14 protein-coding genes are annotated in these 17,490 nt (G+C 67.5%); 9 read left to right on the top strand and 5 right to left on the bottom strand.

Going from position 1 to position 17,490, the window contains the following annotated elements; translation table 11 throughout:
* Positions 1 to 159: 159 nt before the first annotated feature.
* Positions 160 to 1,416 (bottom strand): integrase catalytic domain-containing protein, encoded by a 1,257-nt coding sequence (locus tag ACXYX3_RS24935; RefSeq protein WP_176215952.1) that lies wholly within the window; start codon positions 1,414 to 1,416, stop codon positions 160 to 162.
* Between the two features lie 143 nt (positions 1,417 to 1,559).
* Between ACXYX3_RS24935 and ACXYX3_RS24930 the strand changes: the two genes are divergently transcribed.
* A complete protein-coding gene (locus ACXYX3_RS24930) occupies positions 1,560 to 2,897 on the top strand; it encodes a cytochrome P450 (RefSeq protein ID WP_458609417.1) in 1,338 nt (445 codons plus the stop codon).
* A 14-nt stretch (positions 2,898 to 2,911) separates the two neighbouring features.
* Here the strand turns inward: ACXYX3_RS24930 and msrA are convergent, their stop codons facing one another.
* Genes msrA through ACXYX3_RS24915 form a run of 3 tightly spaced genes read right to left on the bottom strand, consistent with a single transcriptional unit; the run spans position 2,912 to position 4,858 of the window.
* Entirely contained in the window at positions 2,912 to 3,421 is a 510-nt protein-coding gene (msrA, locus tag ACXYX3_RS24925; RefSeq protein ID WP_241206773.1) for a peptide-methionine (S)-S-oxide reductase MsrA, read from the bottom strand.
* Positions 3,418 to 3,891, bottom strand: coding sequence for a peptide-methionine (R)-S-oxide reductase MsrB (msrB, locus tag ACXYX3_RS24920; RefSeq protein WP_241206774.1), 474 nt, complete (start codon positions 3,889 to 3,891; stop codon positions 3,418 to 3,420). Before msrB ends, msrA begins: the two co-directional genes overlap by 4 nt.
* 46 nt (positions 3,892 to 3,937) lie before the next feature.
* Positions 3,938 to 4,858, bottom strand: a complete 921-nt coding sequence (locus ACXYX3_RS24915) for an alpha/beta fold hydrolase (protein ID WP_458609416.1) — start codon at positions 4,856 to 4,858, stop codon at positions 3,938 to 3,940.
* A gap of 57 nt (positions 4,859 to 4,915) precedes the next feature.
* Between ACXYX3_RS24915 and ACXYX3_RS24910 the strand changes: the two genes are divergently transcribed.
* The 6 genes from ACXYX3_RS24910 to ACXYX3_RS24885 all read left to right on the top strand — a co-directional run bounded on the left by ACXYX3_RS24910 (position 4,916) and on the right by ACXYX3_RS24885 (position 9,754).
* Positions 4,916 to 5,416, top strand: coding sequence for a nuclear transport factor 2 family protein (locus ACXYX3_RS24910; RefSeq protein WP_458609415.1), 501 nt, complete (start codon positions 4,916 to 4,918; stop codon positions 5,414 to 5,416).
* Positions 5,413 to 6,429 carry an NAD-dependent epimerase/dehydratase family protein gene (locus tag ACXYX3_RS24905; protein WP_458609414.1) on the top strand — a complete coding sequence of 339 codons (1,017 nt, stop codon included), beginning with the start codon at positions 5,413 to 5,415 and terminating at the stop codon, positions 6,427 to 6,429. The genes ACXYX3_RS24910 and ACXYX3_RS24905 overlap by 4 nt, the downstream gene beginning before the upstream one ends.
* Before the next feature lie 13 nt (positions 6,430 to 6,442).
* On the top strand, positions 6,443 to 7,816 hold the full coding sequence (locus ACXYX3_RS24900; protein ID WP_458612221.1) for an NAD(P)/FAD-dependent oxidoreductase: 1,374 nt from the start codon (positions 6,443 to 6,445) through the stop codon (positions 7,814 to 7,816).
* Between the two features lie 26 nt (positions 7,817 to 7,842).
* Complete coding sequence (locus ACXYX3_RS24895) at positions 7,843 to 8,217, top strand: DUF427 domain-containing protein (RefSeq protein WP_458609413.1); 375 nt, start codon at positions 7,843 to 7,845, stop codon at positions 8,215 to 8,217.
* 3 nt (positions 8,218 to 8,220) lie between these two features.
* A complete protein-coding gene (locus tag ACXYX3_RS24890) occupies positions 8,221 to 9,138 on the top strand; it encodes a DNA-3-methyladenine glycosylase family protein (protein ID WP_458609412.1) in 918 nt (305 codons plus the stop codon).
* A 70-nt stretch (positions 9,139 to 9,208) separates the two neighbouring features.
* The gene (locus ACXYX3_RS24885) at positions 9,209 to 9,754 is read left to right on the top strand and encodes a Dps family protein (RefSeq protein WP_241206780.1); all 546 of its coding nucleotides are present in this window, start codon (positions 9,209 to 9,211) and stop codon (positions 9,752 to 9,754) included.
* 10 nt (positions 9,755 to 9,764) lie between these two features.
* Here the strand turns inward: ACXYX3_RS24885 and ACXYX3_RS24880 are convergent, their stop codons facing one another.
* On the bottom strand, positions 9,765 to 10,565 hold the full coding sequence (locus ACXYX3_RS24880) for a PaaI family thioesterase (RefSeq protein ID WP_458609411.1): 801 nt from the start codon (positions 10,563 to 10,565) through the stop codon (positions 9,765 to 9,767).
* Between the two features lie 537 nt (positions 10,566 to 11,102).
* Between ACXYX3_RS24880 and gltB the strand changes: the two genes are divergently transcribed.
* Both gltB and ACXYX3_RS24870 read left to right on the top strand, forming a co-directional pair.
* Positions 11,103 to 15,686 (top strand): glutamate synthase large subunit, encoded by a 4,584-nt coding sequence (gene gltB / locus ACXYX3_RS24875; protein WP_458609410.1) that lies wholly within the window; start codon positions 11,103 to 11,105, stop codon positions 15,684 to 15,686.
* The gene (locus tag ACXYX3_RS24870; protein WP_241206783.1) at positions 15,679 to 17,145 is read left to right on the top strand and encodes a glutamate synthase subunit beta; all 1,467 of its coding nucleotides are present in this window, start codon (positions 15,679 to 15,681) and stop codon (positions 17,143 to 17,145) included. The genes gltB and ACXYX3_RS24870 overlap by 8 nt, the downstream gene beginning before the upstream one ends.
* The last annotated feature ends 345 nt before the right edge of the window (positions 17,146 to 17,490 follow it).

Here is a 17,490-nt window from a genome sequence, read left to right as displayed (position 1 = left end):
ACGACTATCACCATTTCGCGGGCATTCTTACGTGAGGCACCGAGGGCGTTTCGCGGGCACTTTTCGTGAGTCAAGCCGCAGCCCGTGATGCCTCAGATCAAGATGCCCGCGAAATCTGATCCATGCCTCAGGTAAGAATGCCCGCGAAACGGCGTTGGGTCAGGAGGCCTTGATCCGGATGCCTTTGCGGGTGTCGGGTAGGGCGGTGGGGATGCTGGCGAGGTAGAGCTGTTCGGTTTTCTCCTTGGCCAGCTGGAGAAGTCGGTTCTGCAGGTCGGCGATCTGGCGTCCCATCGCGGCCGGGTTCAGGCTGTCGCGGTAGGTCAGGAGCTCCGATTCTTGGGCTGGTGAGAGGACGCCGGCCGCCAGTAGCCGGTCCAGTGGGGTCTTGGGCTGGTCGTAGAGACGGCGGCGCCGGCCGTCACCGCTGCTGGCGTAGCCGATGGGTTTGATGGTGGGGGTCAGGTAGTTGAGCCGGTCGTTGACCAGAGGCCAGAGCCGGTTGAGCACCGCACGTTCCTCGTCGGTGTCGTAGCGGTAGTAGAACCCGTACTTGCGGACGAGATGGTTGTTCTTGGACTCGATGGTGGCCTGGTCGTTCTTCTTGTACGGCCGGGAGCGGGTGAAGAAGATCTCCATCTGCCCGGCCCATTTGATGACGGCTTTGTTGAGGAACTCGGTGCCGTTGTCGAAGTCCAAACCAGTTACCTCATACGGTATTTCATGCACACCTGCTTTCAGGGCGGCCAGGATGTGGGTGTGGGCGTTGTTGCGCACGGTCCGCGTGAAAGTCCAGCCGGTGTGCACATCGGTGAGGTTGAGGGTGCGGGCGAACTCGCCCTTCAACGTCGGCCCGCAGTGCGCGACGGTGTCTCCTTCGAAAAAGCCTGGCGCAGCTTCGATTTCGTCGGTGGCCTTGCGAATCTTGACCGACGAGCGCAACAGCGGCGAGGGCTTGGTGGTGGACTTGCCCTTGATCTGGTCTTTGGCTTTCACCGGCGCCAGATAGCGGTCGATTGACGCCGCGCTCATCGCCAACAGCTCCTCGCGCACCGTCGGGCTGTAACGGTCACGGCCAAAGACCAACTCGCCGTGGCGCTCCAACCCGTCGAGCTGCAGGGCCATCGAAGCAGCCAGGTACTTGCCGCACTGCCCACCCGAGGCGGCCCAGACCTTCTGCAGCACCTTACGGGTGTCATAGCTGTACTTCGGCGAGCGCGGTTTGCGCGGCCGTTTTGCGACACTGCGGCCCGCACCCGGCGGGCGCCTGGCCGCTACCGTGAGCCGCCGGCGGGCGTTATCACGCGACCAGCCGGTCACCTCGACCACCTGATCCAGAATCCGGCCCCGGTCCTTCTTCGAAGCCCTCACATACGCCTTGGCGTACCTGGCGGTGACCTCGGCACGAGACGCCATCGACAACCCACTTCCCATGCTCCACGACTATCACCATTTCGCGGGCATTCTTACGTGAGGCACCGAGGGCGTTTCGCGGGCACTTTTCGTGAGTCAAGCCGACCTCTTGCGGTTCCCTGGTACCAACCGGTACCGTACCGGACATGACTGTGGTACACGGCAGTACCAGCGACGCGGCCACGGATCGCCTTCCTCCGGGTCCGCGAATCCCGCCTGCGCTGCAGGGACTCGGGTTCTCGTTCGCCCGAAAATGGACGGTGCGCCAGGCCACGCGCCAGTGCGGTGACGTGTTCACACTGAGCCTCCCGGTGTTCGGGCGGTCGGTGATCGTGGCCGATCCCGTGCTGGCGAAGCAGGTCTTCATGGCCGACCCCGACGACGTGGGCAACATCTCGCCCAATCTGTCGCGCGTGCTCGGCCCCGGTTCGGTGTTCGCCCTCGACGGCGCCGACCATCGACTGCGGCGCAAGCTGCTGACGCCGCCGCTGCACGGCAAGAGCATCAAGAACTACGAGCGCATCTTCGAAGAGGAGACGCTGCGCGAGATCCAGACATGGCCGGAGGGTTCGTCATTCGAGACGCTCGAGCCGATGATGCGGATCACGCTGAACGTCATCCTGCGCGCGGTGTTCGGCGCGGACGGCGCACACCTGGACGAGCTGCGGCGCAGCATCCCGCCCTGGGTCACGCTGGGGTCGAGGCTGGCCGTGCTCCCGATGCCCTCGCACACCTACGGGCGGTTCACCCCGTGGGGCCGGCTCGCGGCCTACCGCAAGACCTACGACGAGATCATCGGCCGGCTGATCGACGCCGTCGCCGCCGATCCGAACCTCGACTCACGCGACGACGTGCTCTCGCTCCTGCTGCGCAGCTCCTACGACGACGGCTCAGCGATGTCACGGGAGGACGTCGGTGACGAACTGCTCACCCTGCTGGCCGCCGGGCACGAGACCACTGCTGCGACCCTGGGGTGGGCTTTCGAGAGATTCAGTCGCCACCCCGAGGTGCTCGAGGCGCTCGCCGCGGAAGCCGACACCGAGGACAACACCTACCGGCAGGCGGCGATCCTCGAGGTGCAGCGCACGCGCACGATCATCGACTTCGCGGGACGGCACGTGTACGCACCGTCGTTCGAGCTCGGCGACTGGGTGATCCCGCACGGCTACTCGATCCTCGTGGCGATCGCGCAGATGCACCGCCGCGCAGAGGAATTCCCTGATCCGTTGACGTTCGACCCCCAACGCTTCGTCGGTCAGCGACCCTCCACCTTCGCCCACATCCCGTTCGGCGGCGGCACCCGACGTTGTGTCGGGGCCACCTTCGCCAACGTGGAGATGGACGTCGTGCTACGAACGGTGTTGCGCCACTGCACCATCGACTCGACCACCGAGCCGGCGGAGAAGGCGCACTTCCGCGGTGTCGCCCACACGCCGAAGCTGGGCGGACGGATCGTGGTCCGCCGCCGCCGCCAGGCGAAGTAGACCGCCGCCGCTAGCTACACCTGCGTGCGCTTCGGCAGCTTCCAGCCCGGCCGCGGAAAGTGGCAGGTGTAGCCGTTGGGGTAGTGCAGCAGGTAGTCCTGGTGCTCCGGCTCGGCCTCCCAGAAATCCGGTGCGGGGCTGACCTCGGTGACCACCTTGCCCGGCCACAGGCCGGAGGCGTCGACGTCGGCGATCGTGTCGAGTGCGACCTCGCGCTGTTCGTCGTCGACGTAGAAGATCTCCGAGCGGTAGCTGGAGCCGACGTCGTTGCCCTGCCGGTTCTTCGTCGTCGGATCGTGGATCTGGAAGAAGAACTCGAGCAGCGCCCGATAGTCGGTCTGCGCCGGGTCGTAGACGATCTCGACGGCCTCGGCGTGCCCCGGATGGTTGCGATAGGTCGGGTGATCGTTCTGCCCGCCGGTGTAGCCGACGCGGGTGGACACCACGCCCGGCTGGCGGCGGATCAGATCCTGCATGCCCCAGAAGCAGCCGCCGGCCAGCACGGCCCGCTTGTAGTCACTCATGCGCGCTCCTCGTCGGATTCGGTGGATTCGGTGAACAATTCACGGTACTGCCCATAGCCCTGGGCCTCGAGGTCGTCGAGGTGGACGAACCGTAGCGCCGCAGAGTTGATGCAGTACCGCAGGCCGCCCGCCTCGCGCGGTCCGTCGGTGAAGACGTGTCCGAGGTGGCTGTCGCCGTGGGCGGAGCGGACCTCGGTGCGCATCATCAAATGGGAGAAGTCGCGCTTGCGGATGACGTTCTCCGGGTCGACGGGCCGAGTGAAGCTCGGCCATCCCGAGCCGCTCTCGAACTTGTCGACCGACGCGAACAGCGGCTCACCGGACACCACGTCGACGTAGAGGCCGGGTTCGTGGTTGTCCCAGTACTCGCCGGTGAAGGGGCGCTCGGTGCCGTTCTCCTGAGTGACGTGGTACTGCTCGGGCGACAGTGCGCCGACCGCGTCGGGATTTCTGTTGTAGGTCTGGGTCACGGGACCTCCTCGGGTTGGCACTTGTACAACCGTGAGTGGTCTGCCGTTAGTTCCCGTTACGGACCTCGTCGACCAGCGTCACGATCTCGTCAGCGACGGCCTGCGGCCGGTACAGCATCTGGTTGTGTCCGGTCCCCGGCACGATGACGTTGGCAGTGCCGAGCGCGGCCGCCAACATGTCGTTCGCCTGATGGACCTGAGCCTGGGTGTAGTTGTCAGGCTTGAGGTTCTTCGGCGCGGCGAATTTGTCGGCGCTCAGGACCACGGCCGGGACGCGGGGCAGCGGGGGTGCGGCCGCGATCGTCGCGAACGCGTCGTACGGCAGGATCGCTTCCTCTCCCGGCGGCTTGTTGCGCCCGTCGGCGTCGAAGGCGTCGTTCTGGTCGGGCCGTCCGACGCTCAGCAGGAATTCCGACGTCGGCTCGGAGAAGAGCAGGCCGCTGACGAGTTCCGGATGCTGTCGCGCCAGCAGGTCGAGAACCAGGCCGCCGTAGGAGTGGGCGACGAACACCATCGGGGTAGGAAGCTGTGCCGCGGTGATCAACGCGACGACGTCGTCGACGTCCTGCTGCACGGTGTGCGGCTGCGCGACGGGGGTCGACCGATCCGGGCCGTCGGGCCGGGTGTCGGGTCTGTCGTAGGTGCAGATGCGCGTCGTGCGCGCGACGATCGGCTGCGCCGCGAGGTCGGTGGGGTAGTCGATCGCGGCCTCTTCGACGAGGTCGTAGGGTTGGGAGCGAACCGGGTCGTCCGGCGCGATCGACGCGTTCCATGCCTGGGCGTAGCTGCCCATGCCGGGAATGACGAAGACGGTGGGCGAGTCCGCAGCGGCGCTGCCCTGGCAGTTTAGATAGAGGCTGCGACCGTTGCCGATGTCGATCAGCCCGGCGAAGTCCTGCGCGAGGGCGGGTGGAGCGGTTGCGAGCGCGACGATGACCCCGATGGTCGTCGCGAGCGACGTCTTCACGTCAAGGACGATACGACCGGTCGACAAGACCAGGTAGAACGTGTTCTAGTTCTGGGTGTGACGGGTAGCACTTTCAGTCGCGACGAACTGATCGAAGCGTTCGCCGAGTTCGAGAAGACGGTCGATCGCGCGGCGACCACGCGCGACTGGGACCCTTGGGTCGCGCAGTACACCGACGACGTGCTCTACATCGAGCACGCGGCCGGCACGATGCGTGGCCGCGAGGAGGTGCGGCCCTGGATCTGGAACACCATGGAAACGTTCCCGGGCAGCTACATGACGTCGTTCCCGTCGCGGTGGAAGGTGTTCGACGAGGACACCGGGCGGGTGATCTGCGAGCTCGACAACCCGATGCGCGACCCCGGTGACGGAACGATCATCAGCGCGACGAACATCTCGATCGTCACCTATGCCGGTGACGGTCAGTGGTGCCGGCAGGAGGACATCTACAACCCACTGCGCTTCGTCAAGGCCACGCTGAAGTGGTGCCGCAGAGCCCAGGAGCTCGGCACCCTGCCCGACGAGGCCGCCGAGTGGATGGCGCAGGTGACGCGATGAGCGCACTGGTGATCGGGGCCAACGGCTACCTCGGCAGCCATGTGACCCGACAGCTCATCGACGCCGGAGAAGACGTGCGCGTGATGGTCCGCGACGGCGCCAACACGATCGGTATCGACGACCTCATCGGACAAGGTGCCGTGACGCGCTTCGTCGGCGACATCTTCGACCACGCGGTGTTGCGCGAGGCCATGACCGGTGTCGACATCGTCTACTACTGCGTCGTCGACACCCGCGGGTGGCTGCGCGATCCGGCACCGCTGTTCCGCACCAACGTCGAGGGCACCCGCGGAGTACTCGACGTCGCGGTCGAACCGGCGATCGCGGCTGGGCTGCGGAAGTTCGTGTTCACCAGCAGCTACGCCACGGTCGCCCGGCGGCGCGGCCACACCGCGACCGAGGACGACGTGATCAGCGACGAGAGTGCGCTCACCCCGTACGTGCAGTCGCGCGTGCAGGCCGAGCGCCTCGTCCTGGAGTACGCCCGCCACCGCGGCCTGCCCGCGGTGGCGATGTGCGTATCCACCACATACGGCGCGGGGGACTGGGGCCGCACCCCGCACGGCGCGATCATCGCCGGCGCCGCGTTCGGCAAGCTGCCGTTCGTGCTGGGGAGCATCGAGCTCGAGGCCGTCGGCATCGACGACGCGGCGGCCGCCCTGCTGCTCGCCGCCGAGAAGGGCAGGGTCGGCGAGCGCTATCTGATCTCGGAGAAAATGATCTCCAACGCCGAGGTGGTGCGCATCGCCGCCGAGGCGGTCGGGGTCCCGGCGCCGAGCCGAACGATCCCGCTGCCGCTGACCTACGCGATGGCAGCAATCGGCAGTCTCAAGGCGCGGCTCACCGGAACCGACGAGCGTCTCTCGCTGGACTCCGTACGACTGATGCGTGCCGAAGCCCCCGTCGACTGCAGCAAGGCAAGGCGGGAACTGGGGTGGCAGCCCCGGCCCGTCGAGGAGTCGATCCGGGAGGCCGCGAAATTCTGGGTCGACCTGCGCTCCGCGAAACGGTAGGCCCTGCCACAATCTGTCGGTGCTCAACGGTTACATCTCGCACTGGTACGACGGCCTGCCCACTCCCCGCGCCGCGCTACCAGGCAGTCGTGACGCCGATGTCTGCGTCGTCGGCGCCGGCTACACAGGGTTGTGGACGGCCTACTACCTGAAAAGGGCGGACCCCAGCCTTCGGATCGTGGTGCTCGAGGCCCGGTTCGCCGGATTCGGGGCCTCGGGGCGCAACGGCGGCTGGCTGTCGGGTCTGGTGCCCGGCGATCGTGAGCGCATGGCGCAGCAGTACGGCCGCGACGGTGTGGTGGCGTGGCAGCGTGCGCTCAACGAGGCCGTCGACGAGGTCATCGACGTCGCCGCGACAGAGGGCATCGACGCCGGCATCGTCAAGGGCGGAACGCTCGAAGTCGCCCGTAATCGGGCGCAGGAAAGTCGGCTGGCCGCCGCCGCGGCCACAGAGCGACGCTGGCAGGTGGACGGTATCGAGGAACTCTCCAGAGACGAAGCGCGGCAACGCATCCAGCTCAGTGACGTAGTGGCGGCGTACCACAACCCGCACTGCGCCCGGATTCAGCCGGCGCGCCTGGTGCGCGGATTGGCCGACACCGTCGCCGCGCTCGGCGTCGACATCTACGAGCGCTCACCGGTGGTCGAGATCGCGGCCGGTCGGGCAGTCACCCCGCGCGGCACCGTCACCGCCCCGATCGTGCTGCGTGCCACCGAGGGATTCACCGCGGGGCTGCCCGGGCTGAAACGCCGCTGGTTACCGATGAACAGCTCGATGATCGCGACCGACCCGATCCCGGCGCACGTATGGGACGAGATCGGCTGGCAGGGTAGGGAAACGCTCGGCGACACCGCGCACGGCTTCTTCTACGCGCAGCGCACCGTCGACGACCGCATCGCGATCGGCGGGCGCAGCGTGCCCTACCGGTTCGGCTCCCGCACCGACCGGGACGGCCGGGTGCCCGAGCGCACCATCACCGCACTGACCGCCACGCTGCGCAAGGTTCTGCCACAGGTGTCCGACATCGGCATCGCGCACGGCTGGTGCGGCGTGTTGGCGGTGCCGCGGGACTGGGAGGCGACCGTCGACTTCGACAGGACCAGCGGGCTGGGCTGGGCCGGCGGCTACGTGGGCCACGGCGTCACCGCGACCAACCTGGCCGGCCGCACACTCGTCGACCTGGTGCTCGGCCGCTCGACCCCCTTGACCGAGTTGCCCTGGGTGGGCCACCGGTCCAAGCAGTGGGAGCCCGAACCGCTGCGCTGGCTCGGAGTGCGGGGCATGTACCTGGCGTACAAGGCCGCAGATTGGCACGAGGCGCGGGGCCGTGCCGGAACCTCGCCGATCGCCGTCGTCGCGGACAAGATCGCCGGCCGGCCGCATTAGTCGGGACCGAGGCGTTCAATGGAGTCATGACCGACCGCCCTGTACTCGAACCGTCGAGCGAACACCCGATCACCGTGACCCCGACCGGGCACCGCGTCGTCGTCAGGATCGCCGGCGAGGTGATCGCCGACACCACCGCCGCGCTCACCTTGCAAGAGTCCGATTACCCTGCGGTGCAATACATTCCGATGTCAGACGTGAGCGCCGACCGGTTGCAGCGCAGCGATACCGCCACCTATTGCCCCTTCAAGGGGGACGCCGGCTACTACCACGTCAGAACCGATGGTGACACCGTCACTGACGCGGTGTGGACCTACGAGCAGCCCTATCCCGCGGTCTCGGCCATCGCCGGGCACGTCGCGTTCTACCCGAACAAGGCCGATGTCGTGGTGGAGCCCTAGCCCGTGGGGGAGAGCAGGACGGCCAGCGTCACCTTCGCCGGCCCCGCGAGTCCGGCGCTGACACTGTCACCGTTGCGCCGGGGCCGGGCCGACCCGTGTTACCACGACGCGCCCGACGGGGCGATCTGGCGGACCAGCCTGCTGGCGAGTGGGCCCGTCACCGCGCGCATCACCCGCGACGCGATCGACACCGTCGGATGCGAGGCGTGGGGCCCGGGGGCCGCGCAGTTCACCGACGAGCTGCCCGCCCTGCTCGGGGCCGACGACGACACGACCGGGTTCGACCCGCAGGAGCCGACGATCGCGAAGGCCCATCAGCGCGTCCCGCACCTGCGTCTGGGCCGCACCGGGCGTGTGCTCGAGGCGCTGGTGCCGGCCGTTCTGGAGCAGCGGGTGTACGGCAAGGACGCCCGGCGTGCCTGGCGCACCCTCGTCGGCAAGTACGGCGCGCCCGCCCCCGGTCCTGCACCCACCCACATGCGCGTGCCGCCGACGGCCGAGGGGTGGCGTCGGGTGCCGTCCTGGGAGTTCCACCTCGCGAACGTCGATCCTGGCCGCGCGCGGACGGTGGTCGGATGCGCGCAGCGTGCGGACGCCCTCGAGCGGCTGGTCCACCGGTCCTGCGAGGCGGCGCGGACCGCGATGACGTCGCTGCCCGGCGTCGGTGTGTGGACGGCGGCCGAGGTCGCCCAGCGGGCCATGGGGGACGCCGACGCCCTGTCGATCGGGGACTATCACCTGGCGACGATGGTGGGCTGGAGTCTGCTCGGCCACCCCATCGACGACGACGCGATGGTGGCGCTGCTGGCGCCGCTGTCGCCGCACCGCCACCGCGCCGTCCGACTGCTGGAAGCCAGTGGGCTCGCGGTGAATCCGCGATTCGGGCCGCGGGCGGCCATCCCCAATCTTGCCGAACTGTGACGTCGAGCGCAGACGATTATCGCGCCGACGGCCCGGGTACACCCCACGCGACAAGCGAAGGAGTTGTTACATGACGACGTTCACCGTGCCCGGACTGTCCGACAAGGCGGGGGCCGAGGTCGCAGAACTGCTGCAGAAGGCGCTGAGCCGGTACAACGATCTGCACCTGACGCTCAAGCACGTGCACTGGAATGTCGTGGGCCCCAACTTCATCGGGGTTCACGAGATGATCGACCCGCAGGTCGAACTGGTGCGCGGATACGCAGACGAAGTGGCCGAGCGCATCGCCGCCCTCGGCGCGTCGCCGCAGGGCACACCCGGAGCCATCCAGAAGGACCGCACCTGGGACGACTATTCGGTGGGCCGCGACACGGTGCAGGCGCACCTGGCTGCCCTCGACCTCGTCTACACCGGCGTCATCGAGGACACCCGCAAGAGCATCGAGCGCTCCGGTGAGCTCGACCCGGTCACCGAGGACATGCTGATCGGCCACGCCGGCGAGCTGGAGAAGTTCCAGTGGTTCGTGCGCGCCCATCTGGAGAACTCCGGTGGGCATCTCGCCAACGACGGTCAGAAGACGGAGAAGGCTGCGGCCGACGCCGCGAAGAACGGCTGAGCGGCCGGGTTCACCGGTACGCCGTGAGGCGCCCGGTGAGGGCCGGGCGGCCGTCCGAACCGATCGCCACGGAATCCACCACAGCGCTACGCCGGCCCACTCGGGTCGGCGTGGCGCTGTAGTGCGCTCCGGCGCCCCCGTGCATCGGGCGCAGGAAGTTCACTCGCAGCGACCCGGTGGCGAACGCCGGCCCGTCACCGGCATTCAGCGCTGCTGATCCGACCAGCTCGAGCCCCATCGAGGACACCCCGCCGTGGATCACGCCGACGCCGTTGTACAGCGCGGGGTCATCGCGCTGGACCAGCACTGTCGCCGAGCCGCCGGTCTCGCCCACCTCGACGGCCATGCGATCGGCCAGCCGCGGTCCGATCACCGCCACATCAGGAGCCTCAGACCACGTCGTGAACGTCTCGGGTGCGGGGATGAAGAACGAACGCACCGTGGCCGTCGCGATCACGGTGTCATCGACGCACAGCTCGCAGAGCGCGAGTGCTGTCGTCGTCTTCGGTCCCACGGCCCGCGCGACTCCGACCACAGGGTGGTCAGGTGCAGCCGCGATGACGTCAACGGCGCCGGGTGCGATCTCGAGAGCCAATTCGCTCGACACCGTCCATTCGCCGGACGCCCGGCGGACGTGGTTCGCCGCGCCGGCGACATGGTCGACCAGCATCGCGAGCGGAGCGACAGTAGGCAGCCCGGTGAGCGGATTGACCAGGCCGGCGGTCGGAACGGATGCGGTTGCCGAGTCGGGGTCGTCGTCGTCGGTTTCGATCCCGAAACGTCCCAGGGGGTGGTTCAGCGGATAACGCACCCGGTCAGCCTGACCGGTGCGCCGCGACCGCCTCACGGTGGGGTGGCTGGCGTAGTCAATGACGTTGCTGCGCAGCCTTTTTCGCGTTACCTGCCCGCGTCGTGCGCCGTCGCGATCACCGCCGGCGACACGGGTGCTAACTCTAAGAATCTCGCCAGGCTTTCAGCAAACTCACATGCCACTCTATCTGCACTTAAAGGGCATGTTTTCGTTCTACGGCAAATGTATGATGGGGGTGTCGCCGAGATGTGATCTGGCTCTCAATCGTCACCCTCGATCGGCATCGGGGTGAAAGACTGTCCATGGCAACGTTATTCGTCCGTGTCCTGGCCGCAGAGTCGGCAAACCGGGGCCGCGCCGGACGATCCTCGTTAGGCTCCACTAAGTTGGCATGTCAGGGGCCCTTTGTCATATCGTTTTGAGCACTTGTGGCGAGTGGAAAAAGGGCCGCCGTTCAGTGCTGCACGGAAGCCCCTCTGCCGCCGCCCCGGCTAACGTTCTCGCGCCGAGGTGTCTGAAGAAATAAGGTAGGTGGGAATGGCGCCCAGTCCTCAGGGCCTGTACAACCCCGCATTCGAGCACGACGCGTGCGGCGTGGCGATGGTGGCCGACATGCACGGCCGCCGCAGCCGCGACATCGTCGAAAAAGCCATCACCGCGCTGCTCAACCTGGAACACCGAGGCGCCCAGGGCGCGGAGCCGAACACCGGCGACGGTGCGGGCATCCTGCTGCAGGTACCGCACGAGTACTTCCAGGCGATCGTGGACTTCGATCTGCCCGAGCCGGGCAGCTACGCCACTGGTATCGCGTTCCTTCCGCAGTCGTCCAAGGACGCAGCCACGGCCTGCGAAGCCGTCGGCAAGATCGCCGAGGCCGAAGGCCTGCAGGTGCTGGGGTGGCGCGATGTGCCCACCGACGAATCGTCGCTGGGTGCTCTGGCCCGCGACGCCATGCCGACCTTCCGGCAGGTCTTCCTCGCCGGCGCCGCCGGAATGGACCTCGAACGCCGCGCCTACGTCGTGCGCAAGCGGGCCGAACACGAACTCGGCACCAAGGGACCGGGCCAGGACGGCCCCGGCCGCGAGACCGTCTACTTCCCGAGCCTGTCCGGCCAGACCTTCGTCTACAAGGGCATGCTGACCACACCGCAGCTCAAGGCCTTCTACCTCGACCTGCAGGATGAGCGCCTCACCAGCGCGCTCGGCATCGTGCACTCCCGGTTCTCCACCAACACGTTTCCGTCGTGGCCGCTGGCCCACCCGTTCCGGCGCGTCGCCCACAACGGCGAGATCAACACCGTCACCGGCAACGAGAACTGGATGCGCGCCCGCGAGGCGCTGATCAACACCGACGTGTTCGGCTCGGGCCAGGACTTGGACAAGATCGTCCCCGTCTGCACGCCGGGAGCGTCCGACACCGCCCGGTTCGACGAGGTACTCGAGCTCCTGCACCTGGGCGGCCGCAGCCTGCCGCATGCGGTGCTGATGATGATCCCGGAGGCCTGGGAGCGGCACGAGTCGATGGACCCCGCGCGGCGGGCGTTCTACCAATACCACGCCTCGCTGATTGAACCCTGGGACGGCCCCGCCGCCGTCTGCTTCACCGACGGCACCGTGATCGGCGCGGTCCTGGACCGCAACGGTCTGCGGCCCTCGCGTATCTGGGTGACCAGCGACGGACTCGTCGTGATGGCGTCGGAGGCCGGCGTCCTCGACGTCGACCCCGCCACCGTCGTGCAGAAGATGCGTCTGCAGCCCGGGCGCATGTTCCTCGTCGACACCGCGCAGGGGCGCATCGTCGACGACGAAGAGATCAAAGCCGAGCTGGCCGCCGAGCAGCCGTACCAGGACTGGCTCGACGCCGGCCTGTTCCAGCTCGAAGAACTCCCCCCCGGCGACTACGTCCGGATGCCGCACCATCGCGTGGTGCTGCGGCAGCAGATCTTCGGCTACACCTACGAAGAGCTGAACATGCTCGTCGGGCCGATGGCCCGCACCGGTGCCGAGGCCCTCGGCTCGATGGGCACCGACACCCCGATCGCCGTGCTCTCCGCGCGGCCCCGGGTGCTGTTCGACTACTTCCAGCAGCTGTTCGCCCAGGTCACCAACCCGCCGCTGGATGCCATTCGCGAAGAGGTGGTCACCAGCCTGGCCGGCACGGTCGGCCCGGAGGGTGACCTGCTCAACCCCGACGCCGAGTCGTGTCGCCAGATCGCGCTGTCGCAGCCGATCCTGCGCAACGCCGAGCTGTCGAAGCTGATGTGCGTCGACCCCGATCACGAGATCCGCGGCCACAAGCACGGCATGCGCGCCGCGGTGATCCGCTGCCTGTACCCGGTCAACCGCGGCGGCCAGGGACTCAAGGAGGCCCTCGACAACGTCCGCGCCAAGGTGTCGGCCGCCATCCGCGACGGCGCCCGCATCATCGTGCTCTCCGACCGCGAATCCAACGAGCAGATGGCACCGATCCCGTCGCTGCTGTCCGTGGCCGCTGTGCACCACCACCTGGTCCGTGACCGGACCCGCACCAAGGTCGGTCTGGTCGTGGAAGCCGGCGACGCCCGCGAGGTGCACCACATGGCGTGCCTCGTCGGATTCGGCGCCGCCGCGATCAACCCCTACATGGCGTTCGAGTCGATCGAGGACATGGTCGACAGGGGCGTCATCAGCGGAATCAGCAGCGACCAGGCCAAGGCCAACTACGTCAAGGCCGCGGGCAAGGGCGTGCTCAAGGTGATGTCGAAGATGGGCATCTCGACGCTGGCGTCCTATACCGGTGCGCAGCTGTTCCAGGCCATCGGGATCAGCCAGAAGCTGCTCGACGAGTACTTCACCGGGCTGTCCTGCCCGGTCGGCGGCATCGACCTCGACGACATCGCGGCCGACGTCTCCGCCCGGCATTCGCTGGCGTACCTGGACCGTCCCGATGAATGGGCGCACCGTGAGCTCGAGGTGGGCGGTGAATACCAGTGGCGGCGCGAGGGCGAGTACCACCTGTTCAACCCGGACACCGTGTTCAAGCTCCAGCACTCCACGCGCACCGGCCAGTACGAGGTGTTCAAGGAGTACACCAAGCTGGTCGACGACCAGAGCGAGCGGATGGCCTCGCTGCGCGGGCTCCTGAAATTCCGTGCGGGCGAACGTCCGTCGGTTCCGCTCGACGAGGTGGAACCGGCCAGCGAGATCGTCAAGCGGTTCTCCACCGGCGCGATGAGCTACGGCTCGATCTCGGCGGAGGCCCACGAGACGCTGGCCATCGCGATGAACCGGCTCGGCGGCCGGTCGAACTCGGGCGAGGGCGGCGAAGCGGTCGCGCGCTTCGACCGCGACGAGAACGGAGACTGGCGGCGCAGCGCGATCAAGCAGGTCGCCTCGGGCCGCTTCGGCGTCACGTCGCACTACCTGTCGAACTGCACCGACATCCAGATCAAGATGGCTCAGGGTGCGAAACCCGGTGAGGGCGGCCAACTTCCGGGGCACAAGGTGTACCCGTGGGTGGCCGAGGTCCGGCACTCCACGCCCGGCGTGGGGTTGATCTCGCCGCCGCCGCACCACGACATCTACTCCATCGAGGATCTCGCCCAGCTGATCCACGACCTCAAGAACGCCAACCCGCAGGCGCGGGTGCACGTGAAGCTGGTGAGCGAGAACGGCGTCGGCACCGTCGCCGCGGGTGTGTCCAAGGCGCACGCCGACGTGGTGCTCATCTCCGGGCACGACGGCGGCACCGGCGCCACCCCGCTGACGTCGATGAAGCACGCCGGCGCGCCGTGGGAGCTGGGGCTGGCCGAAACGCAGCAGACCCTGCTGCTCAACGGGCTTCGCGACCGCATCGTGGTCCAGGTCGACGGCCAGCTCAAGACGGGCCGCGACGTCGTGATCGCGGCGCTGCTGGGCGCCGAGGAGTTCGGCTTCGCCACCGCACCGCTGGTGGTGTCGGGCTGCATCATGATGCGCGTCTGCCACCTCGACACCTGCCCCGTGGGTGTGGCCACCCAGAATCCGTTGCTGCGGCAGCGCTTCAACGGCAAGCCCGAGTTCGTCGAGAACTTCTTCATGTTCATCGCCGAAGAGGTTCGGGAGCTGATGGCGCAGTTGGGCTTCCGGACCGTGAACGAGATGGTCGGCCAGGTCGGTGCACTCGACACCGCCAAGGCTGCCGAGCACTGGAAGGCCCACAAGCTCGATCTGGCTCCCGTGCTGCACGAACCAGAGTCGGCGTTCATGAACCAGGACCTGTACTGCAGTTCGCGTCAGGACCACGGATTGGACAAGGCGCTCGACCAGCAGCTGATCGTGCAGTGCCGGGAGGCACTCGACGGCGGTGCGCCTGTGCGCTTCTCCACGACCATCGCCAACGTCAACCGCACCGTCGGCACCATGCTCGGTCACGAGGTGACGAAGGCCTACGGGGGACAGGGTCTTCCCGACGGCACGATCGACATCACCTTCGAGGGCTCAGCGGGCAACAGCTTCGGCGCGTTCGTCCCGAAGGGCATCACGCTGCGGGTCTACGGTGACGCCAACGACTATGTCGGCAAGGGTCTTTCCGGCGGACGCATCGTGGTGCGCCCACCGGACGCGGCGCCCTCGGGCTATGTGGCGGAGGACAACATCATCGCCGGCAACGTGGTGCTCTTCGGCGCCACCAGCGGGCAGATGTTCCTCCGCGGTCAGGTGGGGGAGCGGTTCGCCGTGCGGAACTCCGGCGCGCACGCCGTCGTGGAAGGCGTCGGCGACCACGGCTGCGAATACATGACGGGTGGACGGGTCGTGATCCTCGGCCCCACCGGCCGCAATTTCGCGGCGGGTATGTCCGGCGGCATCAGCTACGTCTACGACCCCGACAACGTGCTCGCCGACAATCTCAACGGCGACATGGTGGCTCTCGAGAGCCTCGACGACGAGGACACCGAGTTCCTGCGCGACATCATCGCCGCGCATGTGGACGCCACCGATTCGGCCGTGGGCCAACGGATTCTGGCCGACTGGGACGCCCAGTCCGGATATTTCACCAAGGTGATGCCCCGCGATTACAAGCGTGTGTTGCAGGCCATCGCCGATGCGGAACGCAACGGAGACGATGTGAACGAGGCGATCATGGCGGCCGCAAGTGGCTGATCCGCGCGGTTTCATGAAGTACACCCACCGGGAGACCCCGCAGCGTCGCCCCGTCGACCTGCGGCTGCGGGACTGGAAAGAGGTCTACGAGGATTTCCCTCCCGACCATCTGCAGGTTCAGGCCGCCCGCTGCATGGACTGCGGTATCCCGTTCTGTCACAACGGGTGTCCGCTGGGGAACCTGATCCCGGAGTGGAACGACCTGGTGCGCACCGACCGGTGGCGCGAAGCGATCGAGCGGTTGCACGCGACCAACAACTTCCCGGAGTTCACCGGGCGGCTGTGCCCGGCCCCGTGCGAGGGCTCGTGCGTGCTCGGCATCAACCAGGACCCGGTGACCATCAAGCAGGTCGAGGTCGAGATCATCGACCGGGCCTTCGACGAAGGCTGGGTGGTTCCGTTGCCGCCCGATCGTCTCACCGGCAAGAAGGTGGCCGTCGTCGGCTCCGGTCCGGCGGGACTCGCTGCGGCGCAACAGCTCACGCGCGCGGGTCACGATGTGACGGTGTTCGAGCGCGACGACCGGATCGGCGGCCTGCTCCGTTACGGCATCCCCGAGTTCAAGATGGAGAAGCGCCACATCGACCGTCGTCTCGAGCAGATGGAGGCCGAGGGTACGAAGTTCCGTACCGGCGTGAACGTCGGCGTCGACATCACTGCCGCGCAACTGCGATCGCAGTTCGATGCGGTGGTGCTGGCCGGCGGCGCGACGGCGCGGCGGGATCTACCGATCCCCGGGCGCGACCTCGACGGTATCCACCAGGCCATGGAATACCTGCCCTGGGCCAACCGCGTCCAGCTCGGCGATCCCGTCGTCGACGACGACGATCAGCCACCGATCACCGCAAAAGGCAAGAAGGTCATCATCATCGGCGGCGGTGATACGGGCGCCGATTGCCTGGGCACCGCGCACCGCCAGGGCGCCGAGCACGTGCACCAGTTCGAGATTATGCCGCGGCCGCCGGAGACCCGCGCGGATTCGACACCGTGGCCGACCTATCCGCTGATGTACCGGGTCACCTCCGCGCACGAAGAGGGTGGAGAGCGGGTGTACTCGGTCAACACCGAAGAGTTCTTCGGTGAGAACGGCCGAGTGACTGGCCTGCGCGGCTACGAGGTCGAGATGAAGGCCGGCAAGTTCGAGAAGGTCGACGGCACCGAATTCGAGATGGCCGCCGACCTCGTGCTGCTGGCCATGGGCTTCACCGGCCCGGAGCGCGAGGGCTTGTTGGCCGACCTGAAGGTCGAGATGAGCGAGCGCGGCAACGTCAACCGTGACTCGAAGTTCGCCACGTCCGTGCCCGGGGTGTACGTCGCGGGCGACATGGGCCGCGGTCAGTCCCTGATCGTGTGGGCGATCGCCGAGGGCCGCGCGGCGGCCTCGGCCGTGGACACGTATCTGATGGGACACACGGCTCTGCCGGCGCCCATCAAGCCCACCGCGGTGCCGCAGCGGTAGTCAGCACACCGGGGTGATTTCGAACCCCGGCCCGCACCGCGAGATCACCCTCGTGGATGCCGTCGTTGTGCCACGGCACGCCTTGCGGTCGTCGGCGTCTGCTGTAACGGCGTGCGGTGGGCGAGATTTCGCGAGAGTGCACGGGCGGTTGTGCGCGCATCGATTCCGCAACCGTCCGTGCACGCTCGGTGCACGAGACGGTCAATGAACGGTGTCGGTGTGTTAACAGCAGCCACACCAGTCACACAAGAAACAGCATATTTTTGTTCGGCGTGGCTTCCGGTGTTTGCCAGCGGTCAGGTATCTAATGACTTGGTGAGGGCGCTGCGGTAATGTGGCTCCCCG

The sequence above is a fragment of the Mycobacterium sp. Panama NTM2 genome, from assembly GCF_054355555.1.
This window is presented reverse-complemented; position numbering and strand designations above follow the sequence as displayed.